The organism is Methylococcus capsulatus (assembly GCF_036864975.1).
Classification (GTDB): Bacteria; Pseudomonadota; Gammaproteobacteria; order Methylococcales; family Methylococcaceae; genus Methylococcus.
The window spans coordinates 673,879-692,871 of record NZ_CP104311.1 but is presented as its reverse complement, the minus strand read 5'-3'; the positions used below and the strand labels follow the sequence as shown (position 1 = coordinate 692,871).

Sequence of the window (18,993 nt, the reverse complement as noted above, 5' to 3'; positions counted from 1 at the left end):
TGATCGCACCCGGTCAGGGCAGACTTGCCCGTATCCCTCCATACATCGCGGCGCCGGGGACGCCGAGGATGTAGGTGTCGGAGGTCTGGTTGTTGGTGATGTTTTCGCCGCGGACGTAGAGGGTGAGGCGGGGATCGACGATGTAGTTCAGCGTCATGTTGATGAGCAGGGCGTCGCCTATGCGGATGTTGCGGCCGTCGGAGTAGCTCGCGCCGCGGTAGATGGCTTCGGTCCAGAGGCGCAGGGGCCAGGTGTGGCCGCGCCATTCGGTCCAGAAGCGGCCGATGTTGTCGGGGCGGTGCGGCAGCGGGGCGCCGGTGTCCAGGTTTTCGTTCGAGCTCAAGGTGTAGTCGATGCCGCTGCTGAATTGCGCGTTCCAGGCCGTGTCGCCTTGCATCTCCAGGCCCATGATGCGGGTGTGGGGAATGTTTTCCGAGCGGTAGAGGCCGATGGGCAGCCGGGCCAGGATGATCAGGTCGTCGAAGCGGTTGTAGAAGCCGGTCAGGGAAAGCTGGGTGGAGCCGGTGACGTCCCAGTTGAATCCCGCCTGGCCGCTGGCGCCCTGCTCGGGACGCAGGGTGGGGTTGCCGATGAAAGGCGTGAGCAGTTCGGGGAAACTGGGCAGGCGGTAACCGATGCCGCCGTCCGCGAAGACCGCGAATTCGGGCAGTAGCCGGTACTGGCTGCCGGCGTGGAACGTGGTGTGGACGCCGTACTGCTCGTAGCTGTCGGTACGGAAGCCGACCACGCCCGAGTAGCGGTCGGACTTCACTTCCAGGCGCCCGACGGCTACACCGGTGGCGCGCTGGCCGCCGTACCGGCCATCCGGTGTGGAGCCGTCCTCGTACCAGCCTTCGCCGCCCCAGGTCAGGCGCCAGGTGCCGGTATCCGGCGTGATCCACTGGTGCAGGTTCTCCCAGCGCACCAGATAGGTATGGGCGAGCATGCCGGTCTCGACGGTGCCGGAGCGCACCGTCTTTTGTTGCTGGGTGAAACCGAACTGAAGCCCGCTCTGCCAATGGTCGTGGAGCGCGACGCGGCTGCGGTTCTGCGCCAGCCAGGTTTCCTGGTCGATGAAGGCGTTGGGGTCGTCCACGAAATCAAGGACGTGCTCCGGCGTAAGGACGTACTTGCCATAGCCGCTGTGGGAGTCGGAATACACCAGGCTGCTCTCGGTTTCCCCCACATCGCCCAGTTTGGCGCTGCCGCGCAGGGTGGCGAGGCTGGCGTTGGCCGGTTTGCGGTAGCCGTCCCCGAATTGCGGATTGACATAGGGCGTGCCGTCGAAGAAATCGTCCCGGCTGTAGGTGCCGCTGATCCGGCCGTGGTCGCCGGCCCAGCTTCCGGCCACGGTGTCGCGCAGAGCGCCGAAACTGCCGCCTTCGATGTGGGCCGAACCGGTGGTGGCGAGCAGGTCGCGGGTCGACAGCCGGATCAGTCCGCCCAGGGCATGGCTGCCGTAGAGCACGGCGCCGGAACCGCGGATCATCTCTGAATTCTCGAAGGCTTCCGCCGGCATCCCAGCAAGGTTGAACTGGCCGGTGTTGCTGATCGGCAGGGGGATGCCGTCGATCTGGATCAGGCCGTAGCCGCTGGCGCCGCGCAAGGTGAGGGATGCCACCCCGCCGGCAGGCACCGTGAGCATGTTGAGGCTGGGAAAGCCCTGCAGTGTTTCTTCCAGCCCCCGTTTGCCGGAGCGGATCAGCGCCTGGTTGTCGAGGGCGGTGACGGCGTGGTCGTCCGTCTGGTGGCCGAAGGGATAGCTCAGGGTGCCGGACACCACCAGCGGGCTCAGGTGGACGATGGATTTCTGCTCGTCTTCCTGCGTTTGCTCATTGGCCGTGGCTGACAGGCTTGCCATGGCCGTCAGCAAGCCGATGACTTCAGCCCGCAAGCTCATAGAGCGATTCTCCTTTCTTATAGTTGTAAGTGGAATGCCTCGCCGCTCGGATCGCGCCGGCACATGGGGCCGAAGTCTATCCCGACCTGTTGAGAACCTCAATCTGTTGCGGGCGGGATGGCGCCGATCCGCGGCACCGTGGGGCGGACCTTTCGGCTCCCGCTTCGGCTTCGCTCAGCGCAAGGCTAAGGACTGATGCCTGTACCCCTTATCACAAATCACCGAAGAAATCATCATCCATTTGGATGATGTGCGGGAGGAAACCGCGGTGGTAGCTTGGCTGCCGTATGGGCCGGCGCTTCGCGAGCGCCGCACCGGCCCGGCCAGGAACGACAAAGATCGGGTGGAACCCGGCAATGAACGAGAAAACACCATGAACGGAGAGATGAACATGCCTTCTTTCAAGCCTTCGTGCTTCGCGGCCTCGGTCGTATCCCCGCTGCTGAGGGCGCGGCCAGCCATTTCCGAAGCGAGCAATCCGCAAACTTCCCGGGCCTTACTATGAACGCCGCTCATTTTCTTGACACGTCGCCGGGTGCTCCGGCCCCACACGGCCACTGTACCGAAGACGGTACTTCCGGTGGAGAGCAACACGCGGGTATGGGTCGTGTCGCAGCCCCTAGCGCCGTCGCGGGCGTGTGCTGCGACTTCGACATGGCGCGTGGCGCGCATCCCTACGCCGCGGTAAGCTTCGGCCCGGACGGCGCGCTTTACGGGACGACCTGGCGCGGCGGCAGCGCCGACCGCGGCACGGTGTTCCGGCTCGGCCTGGATGGCGCCTTCCGCGTGCTGCACGACTTCGACGGGGCGCACGGTTCGAATCCTTACGCTGCTCCGGCCTTCGGCCCCGACGGGACGCTCTACGGTACCACCGTGAACGGCGGCGAATCGGACCAGGGTACGGTCTACCGGATCGATTCCGCCGGACGCTTCGGCATCCTGCACGACTTCGAGCGCTTGCACGGGGCGAACCACTACGCGCCCGTCAAGCTGGGGCCGGACGGCGCATTGTACGGCGCGGCCTGGACCGGCGCCCATGCGGGTCACGGCACCGTGTACCGTATCCATCCCGACGGCGGCTTCGGCGTCCTGCATCATTTCGACGGAACCGCCGGCGCCAACCCTTACGGCGCTCCGGCATTCGCGCCGGACGGGACCCTTTACGGCACCGCCTGGAGCGGCGGCGGGCTGGGGGCCGGTCTGGTGTACCGGATCGACCCGGGCGGCCGTTTCCGCGTAGTGCACACTTTCGACCTCAAGCGCGGCGCCAGTCCGTATGCCGGACTGGTTGCCGGTCCGGACGGCGCGTTCTACGGCGCCACCGTCGGCGGCGGGCGTTCGAACGCCGGCACGATCTACCGTCTCCTCCCCGATGGCCGTTTCGGCGTTTTACACCACTTCGATGGGAAGGAGGGAGCCCAGCCTTTCGCCGCCGTAGCGTTCGGAAAAGGGGGACTTTACGGCACCACGCGCGGAGGCGGCCGCGCGGGCGCCGGGACCGTATACTGCATCGGCCCTGACGGGCGTTTTGGCATCCTGCACGAATTCGATGGGGCTCAAGGGGCGTACCCCTACGCCGGCATCACCCTCGGTCCGGATGGCGCGATCTACGGCACCACGGCTAACGGTGGCAGTTCCAACATCGGCACGGTGTACCGGATCGACCCGGCCAACGGTTATAGCGTGCTCCACGACTTCAAGCGCAGCCCTGGCATCTATCCGGGCCTCGCCGCGATTTTCGGGCTGTAGGGCGATGCCGAAGGCAATCCGCCAATGGCGTCCGGATGAGCCGCACGTTTTTTCGGATTGAAGGAGTAGCAAGAAAAATAGTGTAATAGGTTCCGGTTCGGATCAGGGGCTGGCCGGTCAGGCGCTTTCGAGCCATTCGGGTAAATCGGGCGTCTCATGCGGAAGGCCTTATGAGCGGGAAAGATTCAAAGCCGGAAACCGCGCCTGCCGAGGGGCGGGCCGGCCCGGATTACGATGAACTGGTCCAGGCCATCTACGAGTCAGCCCTGAATCCGGAAAGCTGGCAGGAAACGCTCGATCATCTGCGCATCCACCTCGATGCGAGCGCGTTCAATCTGATCGGTTTCAAGCTGACCGACTACGCCAACCCGTTTCTGCTCAGCCACAATATTTCCGCCGACTACGGCAAGAACTACCAGGCTTACTGGGGCGAGCGCGACGTCTGGGTTCAGGCGGCGCGCGACAAGAACCTGGCCGAAGGCGGCCACACGCTCGCCGGCGGCATGCTGGTGGAGCGGCGGGAGCTGGTCCGGAGCGCGTTCTACAACGACTGGCTGGTCGGGCAGGACATCGGCGATGTGCTTTGCAGCAACTTATGGGACGCGGAGTCCGATACGCCGCATGTCGTGCTCTGCTTTTTCCGCGGCGTCGGCTCGGAAGGTTTCGAGGAGGTAGACCGCCTGAGGCTGCAAAGCATCTCAAGGCACCTCAACCGGGCATTCCGGATCGCTTTCCGGTTGGGTGTGCTGGATCGCGGCGGCGTTCTCAAGGAGTCGGTGATCGCCGGGCTCAGCCATGCCGTTTTCGTGCTCGATGCTGGATGCAGGATTCTGCATTGCAATCCGGCGGCTCAGCGGCTGCTGGATTTCAGCCCGGCGCCGGTCAAGATCCGCCATGGCCGGGTCATCGCGCTCGGCGCACGGGCCTATCCGGATCTCGATGCAGCTTTAGCCCTGGCGGATCAGGGCCGGCACGCACGAGTCGCCTTTACCCTTGCCAAGCCGGGCGAGGCGGGCGAAACGCTCAGCGCCCTGGTCGCTCCGCTGGGCGAAGTCTCCGTGCTGGGGCTGCCATCGCTGCAGGCGCGCTATCTGCTGGTGATCGAGAATTGCCGCGGGATCAACGAGGACGCGCTGCGATCGTTCTGCGGGCTGTTCCAACTGACTGCGGCGGAGCAGTCCGTGCTGCTCGGGCTGATGGATGAAGCGACGCCCGAGGCTATCGCGGCGACCCTGCGCGTGAGCGTCGCCACGGTCCGCTCCCACATCCAGCATATCCGCCAGAAAACCGGCGTCCGCCGCCTTACCGAACTGGTCCGGATGGCGCTGGCCGCCAGCCGTTCGCCCTGATCCCGGCTTCCGGGGCCGATTCCCGCTCGTCTTCAGAATCGCTTGGGCAGGCCGGCCTGTTTGAGCACGGCGTTTGCCGTATGGTGCGACTCGATCTTTTGGTCAACGGTGAGGGATGCCGGTATGGGGAGAAAACCAGATGTCATGATCGCCTTTTCCTCCCCGGACGAAGTGACAGCCTGCTTCGAGCAATATCCGTTTGATTTCAGGTGTGAAACGGTTGCCCATCAGTGCATGGCTCGGTGCGCCACCGAAAATTTCCGGACCAGCAGTCCGAATGGCACTTCAGGGCCTTCTGGATAGTGGTTCGCATCGAGCAGTTCGGGCACCAGGTTTTCCAACTTCGATGACAGGGCTTCCAGTGTTTCGGCTTCCGTGGCGAGCCCCGCTACGTCGTCGGACGTGGCTACCCAGACTTCCGCCTCATCGTCCCGTTCGGCCCGAATAAAAAGGATCTTGCGCATGTTGTGCCCCTGTTCAGCAAATTGGCCATTGGTTCATTTTAAGCCGGGAGTCTTCTCACGCGTTCGATCACAAGGAAATCGTTTCAATCGCCCCAGATGCTCCGTCTGCGCCAGCAGCGCCGGCAGCACGATCATGCTGCACAAGAGCGTGGCGAGGATGCCAATGCTCAGCATGATCCCCATGCTGGCCATGCCGAGATGGGGCGACACTGCGAGGTTGCCGAAGCCGCTGATGTTGGTGAGTGCGCTCAGCACGACAGCCAGGGCGGTGCTGGTGTGCAGGAGGATGCCGTCCTTCGGCGGCGCGGTGCGGAAGCGGTGGACCATGTGGATGCAGTTATCCACTCCCATGCCGAAGACCAGCGGCAGAGCGATGATGTTGGCGAAGTTGAAGGGGACCCTCGCCAGCGCCATTGCCGCTCCCGTCAGCAGGGAGGCCAGCAGCAGCGGTATCAGGACCAGCAGCACGTCGATTTTTTTCTCCATGGTCAGGAACAGGATCACGATGATCGCTACGATGGCGTAGGCGAAGGCCTGCAGGAAGGCCGTCACCACCGCGTCGCTGGATTCGAGGAACAGCACCGGCACCCCGGTGGCGTGCGGCACCACCCGCCGGACCTGGTCCACGAACCGGCGCATGGCTTGCGGGTCGTGGAGGTCCTCTTTCGGCCGGATTTCGACCCGCTGGATGCCATCCTTGGTAATCCAGCGGGAGCGGAAGTCGTCCGGCAGGTCGCCAATATCGACCCGGCGGGCCTTCAGAGCATCCGCCAGCCGGTCCAACTGGCTGCCGAGCCCGCCCACCAGGGCCTGCGACAGCCGCGCCACGGTTTCGGTGCGGGCCTCGCCTTGCGTGGACTGGATGCGTTCGGCCAGCCGGGCCTGTTCCACGGCGAGGCGGAAGCCGGCCGGCGCGCCGGCGACGTCGGGGTGGGCCGAGAGGTGAGCCGCAAGGGTCGCCAGGAACCGGCGCACGGCTGCGGCCTCCTCGTCGGGCGCGGGCCGCGGCTTGGTTTCGCCCGATGCCGGCAGCGGCCCCAGGGTCAGCGCCATCTGGTCGACCAGGTCCAGTTTTTCGTCCTGGTCTTCCGGCACGAAACTCTCGAGTGTCAGGACCTTATCCACCACCGGCAGTCTTTCCAGTCGCCGCTTCATGGCCGCAGCTTCTCCGCCATCCCTGGCCAGCGCCGCCAGGAACCACGGTGAATCGAAGCCGTCGGCCAGCAGTTCGCGGAAGGTCCGGACCGATTCGGCGGTGGGGTCCTGGAGGTTGAGCGGATTCTGGTCGAAGCGCGCCGACTTCAGTGGCACGAAGGCAAGAGCGGCGGCGACGGCCGCGGTGAGCAGAACACTCCGCGAATGGCGCAGCGGAAACGTCAGGAGATTCCGCTGCCACAGCGGCAGCTCGCCATGGCCTGCATGGGGGCCGAGGTAAGGACAGGGGCGTCGCAGGCCAAGGAAAGCCGGCAGGATGGCGAGCGTGACCAGCAGACTGATGAACATGCCGGCGCCGGAAATGATCCCCAGCTCGGCGACGCCACGATAGCTGGTCGGCACGAAACAGAAAAAGCCCACGGCGGTGGTGAGTGTGCCGATTTCCAGCGAACCGCCGACGTGGCGGACGGCGCGTTTCAAGGCGCTACGGTGGCTGTGCGAACGGCAGGCCAGCTCGCGGTAACGCAGGCTCAGATAAATGGCGTAATCGGCGCCGATGCCGATGTACATCACCGCGAAGGCGACCGAAATCAGATTGAGCTGACCGATCGCCACGGCGGCGAAGGCGGCGGTGAAGATCAGCCCGAGCACCAGACCGATCTGCACGGCCAGCACCAGCCACAGCGACCGCAACCCGATCAGCATGACCAGGCTGACCCCCAGGAATGAGCCGAGGCTTGCCATCTGGGCGCCGATGCTGGCGCTCTTGAGTTCGGCCACGGACAAGGCGGCGGCACCGGTGAGCCGCATGGTCACGCCGCTTTCGTCCAAGTCCAGTTCCTTGCCGGTCCGACGGATCGCCGCCATCAGGTTTTCGCCGGGCGCCAGCGAGTTGTATTCGATCCGCGGCATGACCTCCAGCAGCGCGCGCCTGTCGGCGGGCTTGGCGTCCTCGCCGGCCATCAGGTCGCTCCAGGACAGCGGCGTCCCGGAGCCATCCAGTTGGCCACGGAGCGCCGAGGCAATCCGGTCGAACACGGTGGCGAAATCGATGTCCTTGTCTTCCCCTGTGCTCAGGGCTCGCTCCAGAAGCGAAAACACGCCGCGCAGGCTCCGGTCTGCGGATACCTCCGCGATGAACGGCTGCACCTTGGCCAGGTGATCGGACAGTTTTTCCAGGTCCGCGACGTCTTTGAACAGCAGGCCGTTGTCGCGGAAAAACCGGCTTTCCGGCGGATAGAACACCCATTCGAATTGTGCGGAATCTTCGCGCAGCCGGTAATAAAGCTTGGCCGCCGCATCCTGCGCCTGGTCCGGCGTCGGGGCGTCGAGGACGATGACGATGGAATCACGGAACTGAGGGAAGGCCCTTTCGTAGGCCAGTTTGTCCTGGCGCCACGGCAGTTCGTCCGACAGGACGTTGCCGGGGTAGGTGTTGATGCGGAGGTGGTGGAGCGTGTAGTTTACGGCGGCCGCGGCGGCGAGGATCGAAATAAGGATCACCGCCATAGCATGGCGCATCGAAAAATAGAACCAGACGGACAATAGGCGGTCAATGCGGGTCCGCAGGCGTATTTTTCGCGTGATCAAAACGTGCCTCCTTTTGTATTTCGGGACGATGGCGCTATGAGAATCTGATAATGAAACGCTGCGCGAGGCGTTTTGAATGTGGGTATCCGAACCCACGGTCGGGTTACTTTCTTTTGTACGTACAAAAGAAAAATAACCAAAGAAAAACCGCCCGGAGACTGCAAAATCCCTTGCGCTTCTCGCTTGCGGCGAGGGTCCATCGAAGGGGCTCCTGCCCCGCCATGGACGAGCCGCCTCCCTGCGCTCCCCTTGGGGCTATTCTCGCCGAAAGCTGCGATGCTCAGCGCGGTCTGACGGGAAGAAAATCAAGAGCCGAGTCGGCCACGTTTCGCGTAGCCTTTGAACAGATTCTCCATAATCTGTATAGCGCAAGCGCTCCGCGGTCGATTTGGCGGGCGGTTGAACTCGTATTTCACATCGGCTTACTCTTGCTGCCGGGAAAGGCGGCTTCCCGATCTTGCTTCTTGTCGTCTTCCGTGCCCCACACTCTTCCAATACAGCCTGAGCTGCTGATCCGCGGCCTCACCCTGGTCTCCCTGGGAGGACTGCTGCTGGCGACTGGCCTGCGGCTCGAAGTCGCAGCGGTCGTGGCGGCCATCCGGAGCTGCCGGTGGTCCGTCGTTCTGCCGCTCAATTTCATCGCGGTTCCGCTGCTGGCATGCGCGCTGGCACGGGCTTTCGCCCTTCCTCCGGAATATGCGGCCGGGATGCTCTTGCTGGCGGCCGCACCCTTCGCCCCGGTGGTGCCGGTCTTCGTGAAAATGGCGCGGGGCGACCTGGCGCTCGCGGCCGGGCTGACTGCGATTTTCCCCCTCTTTGCCATTTTCCTCACGCCGCTGGCTTTCGATGCCGGTTTCGCGGCTCTGGGTGGCGCTGCCACGCTCCGGTTCAGCTATCTGAATCTTCTCACTGTGCTGTCCTGCTCCGTCAGCATGCCGCTCCTAGCAGGCATGGTACTCAGATTCGGACTGCCCGGACTGGCCAGCCGCCTCCTCCGGCCTCTGGATGTCCTCGCGGAAACGGCAGGCGCCGTGTCTCTGGCGTTCGTGACATGGGTCGAATCCGGGACTCTCCTCGCGACCGGCTGGAAACCCCTCATGGCATTCATTCTGGCGGGGGAGTTGTCATTTTGCCTGGGCTATGTCGCCGGCGGGCCAGGTTCACAGGGCAGGCGAGTGATCGCATTCGGCACAGCAAATCGCAACATCGCACTGGCTATCCTCATCGCCGTGGAGAGCTTCGCCGGTACCCAGGTGGCGGCAGTGGTGGTTGCCAACGGTCTTGCGCTGATCCTACTCGGCCTCCTGCACGCCGTGTATTACCGCCGGCTGGCCGAGCGGGGGAGGCTGCCGGTAGCGGTCGGGCGCAAGCGTCTGCCGTAGTCCTCCCCCTTGTGGCTGCTGGACGGCAGCCGCCTTGCCGTCCAGGCCGTAGCTTTCGATCACTGGACCCAGTTCCTCGCGTATCCACTGTTTCGACAGGCCGAATTCTTCCAGCGAATAACAATGGGCGCTCTGGAACGCGTGCTGCTGTTCGGTGAACTCCCGCAGTCTCGCCCGGTAGGATTCGCTCACGTCCCAGCCGAAATGCCGGTAGAGGGTGGCGATCGTATGAGCCGGATCGGCCCGGAGATCGCGATAGTCGATGGAGTAAAAATTGGCGGGGTCCACTCGCGCGCGGAACCGGTGCAAATGCCGGTACCACTCGGCCGCCAGGGCAGCATAGGCTTTCGATTCGTCCCCGTCTTTTTCGATTTCCGGAGAATGGGCCTGCCAGACCGGAACGAACAGGCTGACGTGGGAGGGGATGGCTTCATCCGGATGGCGCACGATGGTGATGAAGCGGGCATCCGGAAACGTCTCGAGAATCGATTCGATGGCGCCGGAAGCATGGGTCGACTTGACCAGCAGTGTGCGCCCGCGGCCGTTGGCGTAGACATGGCGCTGCAGGCAGGAGCGGTAATAGGCCATCAGGGCGCGGCGGGATGGCGGTGGAAGGGCATCGGGAAAACCCACCTCCCAAAGCGGCACGACGAACGGAAACAGCATGAAGATCGCTTCGGAAGCGAAGGCGTAGAGGAACAGCGCCTGGTCTTCCTCCGGCTGATCCAGCCGCATCCGGTGCATCTCGTCCCAACCGCCGAACCATTTCCGCTCGCACCATTGCATCAGGCGCCAGATCACGCCGCCGCACTTGACGTCGATCCACGCCAGACCGTTGAAGACGGCCTGAAAGCAGATGCTCGGAAAGATAGTCTGGTACATCTTCCAGTGCACGAAACGTTGCTCGTCCGCGCAAAGCAGGCGCTGCAGAAAGGAGGTCCCGCTCCGGGGCGGGGCGATCACGAAGACCGGTCGTTCGATGCGGGTTCTTTTGAAGCCGGGAAAAAACAGGTGGTCCAGCAGGCGACCGACTGCCACGAAAGCCACGAACGCCAGATAGAGTACCGAAAAGAACAGCACGTAGAACCAGCGTCTGAGGCGGAACGGCCGTTGGAATAACGAAAGGTACAGGGCCTTCAGGAAGCCTTGGTAATTGAAGAACATGGAGGGCTGCCAGTGGGAGAAATTCCGCCGACGCGTACAGGACCCGTTCGATTACATCTAGGGCCGGCGTGCAAGTCCGGCGTCATCGCCAGAGTCTTGCAACGACCTTGCGGGCGGATCGGATCGGCGGGCGCCGCACTCAGCCATTGGCGTACAGAGCCACCGGGCCGGGCGGAACGGAGGGGAAGGGATGCGGGATGGCGGGTGTTCGAATGGTTTCATTGTTTTTTTCGCCAGGGTTTTTGGCTGCGGGCAGCCTTTGGAAGGCAGCCTCCACTGCGCCCTGCCGTAATTTACTAGAGTTTCGAAGATTTTTCGCTTTCGTACGATCTGGCACTGACAGCCGATCCGCTCGGCTGCGCTTTACGGTGTCCTGTTCAGGCCGTCAGGGTGGCGAACAGCATGGGCAGCCGTTCGGGCAGGCGTTGGACGCGGTCCACCACCGTATAGCGGTTCGGTCCGAAAATTCGGGAGACGTAGTCGTCGGCGTCCGGGTCGAGCGTCAGGCAGTAGGTCATGATGCCTGTGGATGCCAATTCTTCGACCGCCTTCCGGGTGTCGAATCGCAGGTATTGCGGGTCGCGCTCGTCGATGTCGGCGGGTTCGCCGTCGCTGACCAGGAGCAGCAGTTTCTTCTGTTGCGGCTGGTGTCTCAGATGGTGCGCGGCATGCCGCATGGCGGCGCCCATGCGGGTGGACAGCCCGCCCTTCATCCCGGCGAGGCGGGACTTGGCTTGGTCGTCGAAGGGCTGGTCGAAGTCCTTGAAGCGGTAGTACTGTACGTCGTGGCGGCCGTCGGAGGCGAAGCCATGGATGGCGAAGGGGTCGCCGATGCCGTCGATGGCCCAGGCCAGGAGCGTGCAGGCCTCGCGTGCCAGCTGAATGATTGGCCGGTCGCTGCCGGGCGGGGTTTCGTTGGTGGATTCCGACAAATCGAGCAGCAGCAGTACCGCGAGGTCGCGGGTCTTGCGGATCGTGCGGATGTTGATGCGGGGATCGGGCATCTCGCCCATGCGGATGTCGATCATGGCCCGGATTGCGGCGTTCAGGTCGATCTCGTCGCCGTCTTCCCGCCGCCGTTGGCGGATCACGCCCTGCGGCTGCAGGGCGTCGATGATGTGCTTGAGGCGGCTGGCAATGGGCTTGTATTCGAGCAAGATCCGCTCGATCAGTGCTGGATCGTCCTTGGCCTGGCGGCGCTCCAGCACGGTGGTCCAGTGGGGGCGATGCAACTGGACCTGATAGTCCCATTCGGGGTAGTGGTAGGGGTCGCTGATCGGCTCTTTCCCTTCCAGTTCGTTGATGGTACAGCCTTCTTGATCGAGATAGAACGGCGTTTCCAGAGTCCAGACTTCCTGGGCGTCGTCGCCGGCCAGTTCGCAGTCGATCTCGTTGATCATCTCCATCACGGATACCTTTCTGCGCACTTGGTGCTTGCCGGCGGTGAGATGATCGGCGTCGGCCCATTCGGTTTCGCCGAAGGCCCAGAGGAAGCGGTTGTCGTCCCGATACGGTATGCCGAAGCTCTCCAGGACGCGCAGGGAAGGCATGCCCCAGCGATCCTTGATGCGGTGGGAGAGGGTGACACCCAGATCCCAGCTCAGCCGGTTGTCGGTCGGGTCCTTGGCCAGCGCGGCGTGGAAGGACTCGCGCATCTCGGCCGCGATCGGATCGTCGGTCCCTCTCCGTTCATCGAGTAGGGCGTGAGCCAGCCGTTCCAGCCAGAGCACCATCGGGTCGGCGTTGCGTTCGCGATCGAGAGCGGCTTCAAACAAAGGTGCCCAGAGCTGTTTGAGTCCCGGGAATTCACGGATCGCCAGCGCCTCGACGCGGGCATCCTCGAACAGCCCGATCAGGAACATCTGCACCGGCGTCAGCTGCTCCGCGGACAGCGGGCGGGTGGTGTAAGTCAGGTGGGCGGCGGCATGGGCGGCGGTGGCCCGGTACAGTTCCTTGCCCGGCACCGGGCCGAAGTCGTCATACGCATCGGGTACGAAGATCACACCGTGTTCGATGTACGGTTTGTAGCCTTCGCGCGTCTCGAAATCGCCGGAGGTCGGCCGCAGGTAGAAGTCACGGCCCCACAGTGCGCGCAGATAGAAGTTCAGCTTGCGCTGGGTGTCGACGAACAGGGTGCCGCGCCGCTCCTGTTGCAGCACCGCCAGGCTGTCGGCGGTCTCCAGCGCGAAATACCTGGCCAGGGTTTCGAAATCGCGGGCATGGGCCTGGGCGCCCCACAATGCCCAGCGCCGTAAGCCCCCGAGGGTCAGTTTGTCGAACAGCGGCTCGAGGTGGTCCAGCATGGGGCGTAGGCCCCGCGGTGCCTTGGCCGAAAGCTGGTGGATCAGGCCGAGGTACTGCCGCAAAAGTTCGCCATCGCCCAGCCGTCTGGCTGCGGTCGGCAGACTGTCGAACAGGCGTTCGATCACCGCCCCGCTGACCATGGATGCCAGTTTCATCACGCCGCTGACGACGTCCGGGATCACCTCGTCGCCGACTTCCTTGCACACCAGCGGCATCTGCTGGACATAGCCGAGCACCAATCCGGCACCGCGCCCGAGTTCGGAAAGCGCCCGCGCCCCTTCGATGTAGTTTTTCAGCGCGCCCGGCGACATGACCCGCGCGGCTTCGTGAAAACTCGCTTCGAGAGTGTCCTTGACGTGAGGATCGAGCCGTTCGAGATATTCCTGGTAATCGCTCAAGTTCAAGCTCATGGGGTTTGTCTCGTTGGTCCGGAAAATCGTGGTTGGCTACGGAAAATCATACGTGCCTCGACATCTTGGTAAACCCTGGCAGACGCATGGCGTTGCATCCACAAATGGCATACGATCAACCGGATTCACCGAATCCAGCGCGTCCGGGTTGTACTCGACTTGGAGTTTGCGCAGGTGGCAGGCATCGAGAATGCTGCAGTCCACGCGATGGCATGCGATGCTTGGGCTTTGGTCGCCATGGCTGGAGTCGCACGCTCCCATGGCCAGAGCAGGTCCTGCCGGGTACCGCGCAGTCGCCCGGCTCGGTATGCCGCTTGCCGAGCAGCTTGTAAACGGTCAGGCCCGTGTCCAGCCTGCCGCCCCGAAGGGGGGCGATAACGCCGTTGGCGTGCCTCCATTGCACCAGAGTGTCGGTGTCCTGCAGCAAGAACAGTTTGTCGCTGACGTCGTTCAGGTGGATCATCGCTGGGAGCGCGATACGCCCGTAAGGAATGCCTTGCCCTTCCCGGGCCTTCCAAATTCTATGACGGCGGCGCTGAAACTATGAAAAACAAATAGTTCCGTCGATGCGCATAGGGATCGGGTATCAACTGTGCCGGTATACCCTGGTTCGAGCGCAACCGTTACTGCCTCCGGCTGCGCCCTCCCATACGATGGCTCAGAAAAACGTCGCTACGGCTGCGTCCAGTGTATCGCGCATATCCGGGTCGTCGGTGAGCGGGCGGACCAGGGTCATCATGCAGGCCGCCCGGGGATCGATGCCCCTGGCTATCAGATGGCCGGCATAGACCAGCAACCGAGTCGAGATGCCTTCGTCCAAACCATGACCCTTGAGGTTACGGGCGCGATGGGCGATCTGCACCAGCTTTTCGGCGATCTTGGGGTCGACGCCGCTTTCGTGCGATACCACGTCTACCTCGACTGCCGTTTCGGGATAGCCGAAATCCAGCGCGCCGAAGCGCTGCTTGGTCGACTGCTTGAGGTCCTTCAGCAGGTTCTGGTAGCCGGGATTGTAGGAAATCACCAGTTGGAAATCCGGGTGGGCGTGCACCAGCTCACCCTTCTTGTCCAGCGGCAGGGTGCGGCGGTGGTCGGTCAGCGGGTGGATGACCACGGTGGTGTCCTGGCGGGCCTCCACGACTTCATCGAGATAGCAGATGGCGCCGATCCGAGCGGCCAGGGTCAGCGGACCGTCCTGCCAGCGGGTGCCGGTGGCGTCGAGCAGGAAGCGGCCGACCAGGTCCGAGGCCGTCATGTCCTCGTTGCAGGCCACCGTGATCAGCGGGCGCTTCAACTTCCAGGCCATGTATTCCACGAAGCGGGTCTTGCCGCAGCCGGTCGGCCCTTTCAGCATCACCGGCATGCGCGCGGCATAGGCGGCTTCGAACAGTGCCACTTCATCGCCGGTAGGGCGGTAATAGGGTTGTTCCTCGATCAGGTACTGGTCTGCGGATTGTGCGGTCATCGATGCAGGCTCCTTCTGGGATTGATGTTCAGAGCTTTGGCTTCGCGCAACAGCCCGGCGTTGGCCGAGACATTGACGGCTTTCCTGGTGTCGGAGGGGAAAGGCATGGCGTGTCTCTTGCGCGTGGTTTATGCGCAGAAATTGTGCCCACGAATGCTCCGGCGGCGTCATTGCCTGAACATAACCCCCCCGGTTTCCCGGGGAGGGGCGTTTCAGTGTGGGCTTGCGTGCCGGGGCGGAATCAGACCGCCGGTCCGCGGTAGATCACCATGGCCGCGCCCTGGGTCTGTTTGAAGTTGTCGTAGCCCACCAGACGGACGTGGTGGTTGGGGTGCGCCTTGTGGCAAGCCTCGGCCTCGGCCAGAATCGCATCGACGTCAGTCTCGCCGAACATCGGCAGTTTCCACATGTACCAGTAATGGTCGAACGCGTTCTCCGGTTCGGTATGCTCAATGGCCGGATTCCAGCCGCGGCTGACGATGTATTCCACCTGCCGGCGGATCTTCGCCGGGTCCATCGGCGGCAAGTAGGAGAATGTCTCGAATTTGCGCGAGCCGCTGTCGGAAAGGCTGGATTTGTAGTCTTGCATATCACTCATGGTATTTCCCGAATCCTCTTGAAGCTTACCGGTGGGCTACGTCGAGCTTGTCGACGGTGTCGAACTCGAACTTGATTTCCTTCCAGGTCTCCATCGCGGCCTGGAGTTCCGGGCTGCTCTTGGCGGCTTCGGTCAGGATTTCCTTGCCTTCCTTCTCGAGCTGGCGGCCTTCGTTGCGGGCCGCCACGCAGGCTTCCAGGGCCACCCGGTTGGCTGCGGCGCCGGCTGCATTGCCCCAGGGATGGCCCAGGGTGCCGCCACCGAACTGGAACACCGCATCGTCACCGAAGATCGATAGCAGCGCCGGCATGTGCCAGACGTGAATGCCGCCGGAGGCGACCGCGAATACGCCGGGCATCGAGCCCCAGTCCTGGTCGAAGAAGATGCCGCGGCTGCGGTCTTCCTTGATGAACTTATCACGCAGCAGGTCGATCCAGCCCAGCGTAGCCTGGCGGTCGCCTTCCAGCTTGCCGACCACAGTACCGGTGTGCAGGTGGTCGCCGCCGGAAAGCCGCAGCATCTTGGTGAACACGCGGAAGTGGATGCCATGGTTGGGGTTGCGGTCCATCACCGCGTGCATGGCACGGTGGATGTGCAGCAACATGCCGTTGTCGCGGCACCAGTTGGCCAGGCCGGTGTTGGCGCAGAAGCCGCCGGTGATGAAGTCGTGCATGATGATCGGGGCGCCGATCTCCTTGGCATATTCCGCGCGCTTGTACATCTCCTCCGGGGTCGGCGCGGTCACGTTCAGGTAATGGCCCTTGCGCTCGCCGGTTTCGGCCTCGGCCTTTTCGATCGCCTCCATCACGAAGTCGAAACGCTGACGCCAGCGCATGAACGGCTGGCTGTTGACGTTCTCATCGTCCTTGGTGAAGTCCAGGCCGCCTCTGAGGCACTCGTAGACGGCACGGCCGTAATTCTTGGCCGACAGGCCCAGCTTGGGCTTGATGGTGCAGCCCAGAAGCGGACGGCCGTACTTGTTCATGATGTCGCGTTCGACCTGGATGCCATGGGGCGGGCCGCCACAGGTCTTCACGTAGGCGATAGGGAAGCGCACGTCTTCCAGGCGCAGGCCGCGCACGGCCTTGAAGCCGAACACGTTGCCCACCAGCGAGGTGAATACGTTGACGACGGAACCTTCCTCGAACAGGTCGATCGGATAGGCGATGAAGGCATAGAACTGTTCGTCGTGGCCGGGTACGTCCTCGATCCGGTAGGCGCGGCCTTTGTAGTAATCGAGGTCGGTCAGCAGGTCGGTCCAGACGGTGGTCCAGGTGCCCGTCGAGGATTCGGCGGCCACGGCGGCGGCGGCTTCTTCGCGCGGCACGCCGGGCTGCGGGGTGATCTTGAAAACCGCCAGCAGATCGGTGTCGGCAGGTGTGTAATTTGGGTCCCAATAGGTTTCGCGGTATTCCTTGACGCCCGCGTTGTATGTTTTGACAGCCATGGGTTTCTCCTACTCGTTTAGCAACAGCGCTGTGGCAATGAACCGCCGTTCCCTAGCCGGCATCGAGCCGATCCCTTTTCGTGAGGCACTATAAGCGTTGGCATCCATAAAAGGAACTAAATTGTCATAATCACGACAATAAGTGTGCGTTATACTGAAAAGCCTTCCGTCCCGCCGCGGGATGAGGGCCGTCAGCATAATCCATGGGTGCCCCTTGCTCCAAAACGGCGTTCACGGTCCGCGCTGCGGGCGGAAATCCATGCCCGGCGGATCACTCGTCCGCGCTGTCGTTCCGGTTGCGGTCACCGATATGCTTCCATCGGTAGATCGCCAGCCCCGAACCGATGACGAACAGTCCTCCGACCAGCAGGGATTCGTACTGGCGCAGATCCTCGATCATGCCGGCGACGGCCTTTCCGAACACCAGTCCCAACCCCGTCGTCATCACCGCCCAGACTGCAACCGCCATGACGTTGACCGTGAGATAGCGGATCGGCGAGAAGCGGCTCATGCCGATCAGGATCGGCGTCACCACTCGCAGCCCGTAGAAGAAACGGAAGCCGAAGATGAAATAAGAGTGATAACGATGGAACAGGGTCGAGGCCCTTTCCACCGCCGGTGTCAGTGACGGGAAGCGGCGCAGCAGCGCGTCTCCATGTTTGTAGCCTAGCCAGAAATATCCCTGGTCCGCCGCGAGTGTCACGGCGAAGGCCAGCATCACGATATGGAGGAAAGAAAAATAACCGCGGCCTACCAGGAAACCTGCGATCAGCAGGACGGTCTCGCCCTCCAGGAGCAGCCCGACGACGAGGGCCGGGAAGCCGTATTCGGTGATCAGCGATTCCAAAGACATGCAGGCGTATCCGCCGATGTGGCCGAAACAACCGGAGTCTAGCCGGCCAAGGTTAAGGCTGCGTGTCATGGGTCGCGGTGAAGGCGGGGCGGCGGACACGATTTATAATGTCAGCCTCCGATCCAACAGCCAGCCTAGACCAAACGCATGAATGCCTATCCTCGAACCCAGGTGGCGGCGGTTTCCGCTGCGCAGCGGGATGTCCAACGGCTCCGGACTTATCTCAACGCCCAGATCATCGGCCAGAACGATCTGGTCGACGCCATGCTCATTGCATTGCTGGCCGACGGCCACATGCTGGTCGAAGGTGCGCCGGGGTTGGCGAAGACCCGAGCGATCCACGTCTTGAGTCAGGGCGTGGAAGCCGATTTCCAGCGTATCCAATTTACCCCCGACCTGCTGCCGGCGGATCTGACCGGCACCGAAATCTACCGCCCCCAGGACGGCTCGTTCCATTTCCAGCCGGGTCCGCTGTTCCACAACCTAGTTCTTGCCGACGAGATCAATCGTTCCCCGGCCAAGGTGCAATCCGCGCTGCTCGAAGCCATGGCGGAACGGCAGATCACCGTGGGGCGCAAGACCTATCCGCTGCCAGCCTTGTTCCTGGTGATGGCTACCCAGAACCCGATCGAGCAGGAGGGCACTTATCCTTTACCGGAGGCGCAGCTCGATCGGTTCCTGATGTACGTGCGCATCGGCTACCCCAGTGCCGAGCAAGAAAAGGCCATCCTCCACCTGGTACGTGGGGAGTCCCGTCCGCCGGAGCGTAAGCCCGCCGCTGGAATGGCGCCGGTGAGTCAGCAGGCGCTGTTCGCCGCGCGGGAGGAAGTGCTCGGCATCTACATGGCCGAGGCGCTGGAGGATTATCTGCTGCAGATCGTTCTGGCCACGCGCGAGCCGGCCCGCTACGGTGATTCGCTGGCGCGTTGGATACTCTATGGCGGCAGTCCGCGCGCCACGCTGGCTTTGGACCGCTGTGCCCGCGCCCGTGCCTGGCTCGACGGCCGCGACTTCGTGACTCCCGACGACATCCAGGCCCTGGCGCCATCCATCCTGCGCCATCGGCTGATTCTGAGCTATGAGGCGGAAGCGGAAGGGGTCTCCACCGACCAGGTCGTGAAGGACCTGCTGCGTCGGGTCGCCGTGCCTTAACCTTGATTTTC

Annotated in this window: 15 protein-coding genes; 4 read left to right on the top strand and 11 right to left on the bottom strand. The window is 63.3% G+C overall.

The window, feature by feature from the left end; genetic code table 11:
* Positions 1 to 13: 13 nt before the first annotated feature.
* Complete coding sequence (locus N4J17_RS03200; protein ID WP_198322999.1) at positions 14 to 1,900, bottom strand: TonB-dependent receptor plug domain-containing protein; 1,887 nt, start codon at positions 1,898 to 1,900, stop codon at positions 14 to 16.
* A 174-nt stretch (positions 1,901 to 2,074) separates the two neighbouring features.
* Positions 2,075 to 2,416 carry a hypothetical protein gene (locus tag N4J17_RS03195; RefSeq protein WP_198323000.1) on the bottom strand — a complete coding sequence of 114 codons (342 nt, stop codon included), beginning with the start codon at positions 2,414 to 2,416 and terminating at the stop codon, positions 2,075 to 2,077.
* A gap of 84 nt (positions 2,417 to 2,500) precedes the next feature.
* Between N4J17_RS03195 and N4J17_RS03190 the strand changes: the two genes are divergently transcribed.
* Entirely contained in the window at positions 2,501 to 3,649 is a 1,149-nt protein-coding gene (locus N4J17_RS03190; protein WP_198323001.1) for a choice-of-anchor tandem repeat GloVer-containing protein, read from the top strand.
* A gap of 170 nt (positions 3,650 to 3,819) precedes the next feature.
* A complete protein-coding gene (locus N4J17_RS03185) occupies positions 3,820 to 4,998 on the top strand; it encodes a helix-turn-helix transcriptional regulator (protein WP_198323002.1) in 1,179 nt (392 codons plus the stop codon).
* 227 nt (positions 4,999 to 5,225) lie between these two features.
* Here the strand turns inward: N4J17_RS03185 and N4J17_RS03180 are convergent, their stop codons facing one another.
* A complete protein-coding gene (locus N4J17_RS03180; protein WP_198323003.1) occupies positions 5,226 to 5,462 on the bottom strand; it encodes a DUF1902 domain-containing protein in 237 nt (78 codons plus the stop codon).
* Between the two features lie 33 nt (positions 5,463 to 5,495).
* Complete coding sequence (locus N4J17_RS03175; RefSeq protein ID WP_198323004.1) at positions 5,496 to 8,207, bottom strand: MMPL family transporter; 2,712 nt, start codon at positions 8,205 to 8,207, stop codon at positions 5,496 to 5,498.
* A 476-nt stretch (positions 8,208 to 8,683) separates the two neighbouring features.
* Here N4J17_RS03175 and N4J17_RS03170 point away from each other — a divergent pair, with 476 nt between their 5' ends.
* Positions 8,684 to 9,589, top strand: coding sequence for a bile acid:sodium symporter family protein (locus N4J17_RS03170; RefSeq protein WP_338457631.1), 906 nt, complete (start codon positions 8,684 to 8,686; stop codon positions 9,587 to 9,589).
* Here the strand turns inward: N4J17_RS03170 and N4J17_RS03165 are convergent.
* The 7 genes from N4J17_RS03165 to N4J17_RS03135 form a co-directional block, all read right to left on the bottom strand.
* On the bottom strand, positions 9,500 to 10,753 hold the full coding sequence (locus tag N4J17_RS03165; RefSeq protein ID WP_232470468.1) for a sulfotransferase family protein: 1,254 nt from the start codon (positions 10,751 to 10,753) through the stop codon (positions 9,500 to 9,502). The two genes, N4J17_RS03170 and N4J17_RS03165, sit on opposite strands and share 90 nt — an antisense overlap.
* A 377-nt stretch (positions 10,754 to 11,130) precedes the next feature.
* The gene (locus N4J17_RS03160) at positions 11,131 to 13,467 is read right to left on the bottom strand and encodes a nitric oxide reductase activation protein NorD (RefSeq protein WP_198323005.1); all 2,337 of its coding nucleotides are present in this window, start codon (positions 13,465 to 13,467) and stop codon (positions 11,131 to 11,133) included.
* Between the two features lie 658 nt (positions 13,468 to 14,125).
* Complete coding sequence (locus tag N4J17_RS03155) at positions 14,126 to 14,932, bottom strand: CbbQ/NirQ/NorQ/GpvN family protein (protein WP_198323006.1); 807 nt, start codon at positions 14,930 to 14,932, stop codon at positions 14,126 to 14,128.
* Entirely contained in the window at positions 14,929 to 15,039 is a 111-nt protein-coding gene (locus tag N4J17_RS03150) for a type II toxin-antitoxin system CcdA family antitoxin (RefSeq protein WP_232470469.1), read from the bottom strand. The genes N4J17_RS03155 and N4J17_RS03150 overlap by 4 nt, the downstream gene beginning before the upstream one ends.
* Before the next feature lie 134 nt (positions 15,040 to 15,173).
* The gene (locus tag N4J17_RS03145) at positions 15,174 to 15,530 is read right to left on the bottom strand and encodes a ribulose bisphosphate carboxylase small subunit (protein WP_198323007.1); all 357 of its coding nucleotides are present in this window, start codon (positions 15,528 to 15,530) and stop codon (positions 15,174 to 15,176) included.
* A 25-nt stretch (positions 15,531 to 15,555) separates the two neighbouring features.
* The gene (locus tag N4J17_RS03140) at positions 15,556 to 16,977 is read right to left on the bottom strand and encodes a form I ribulose bisphosphate carboxylase large subunit (RefSeq protein ID WP_198323008.1); all 1,422 of its coding nucleotides are present in this window, start codon (positions 16,975 to 16,977) and stop codon (positions 15,556 to 15,558) included.
* Between the two features lie 271 nt (positions 16,978 to 17,248).
* Positions 17,249 to 17,830, bottom strand: coding sequence for a DedA family protein (locus tag N4J17_RS03135; RefSeq protein ID WP_198323009.1), 582 nt, complete (start codon positions 17,828 to 17,830; stop codon positions 17,249 to 17,251).
* A gap of 147 nt (positions 17,831 to 17,977) precedes the next feature.
* Here N4J17_RS03135 and N4J17_RS03130 point away from each other — a divergent pair, with 147 nt between their 5' ends.
* Positions 17,978 to 18,982: an AAA family ATPase gene (locus N4J17_RS03130; RefSeq protein WP_198323010.1), complete on the top strand. Its 1,005-nt coding sequence runs from the start codon at positions 17,978 to 17,980 to the stop codon at positions 18,980 to 18,982.
* Positions 18,983 to 18,993: the final 11 nt, after the last annotated feature.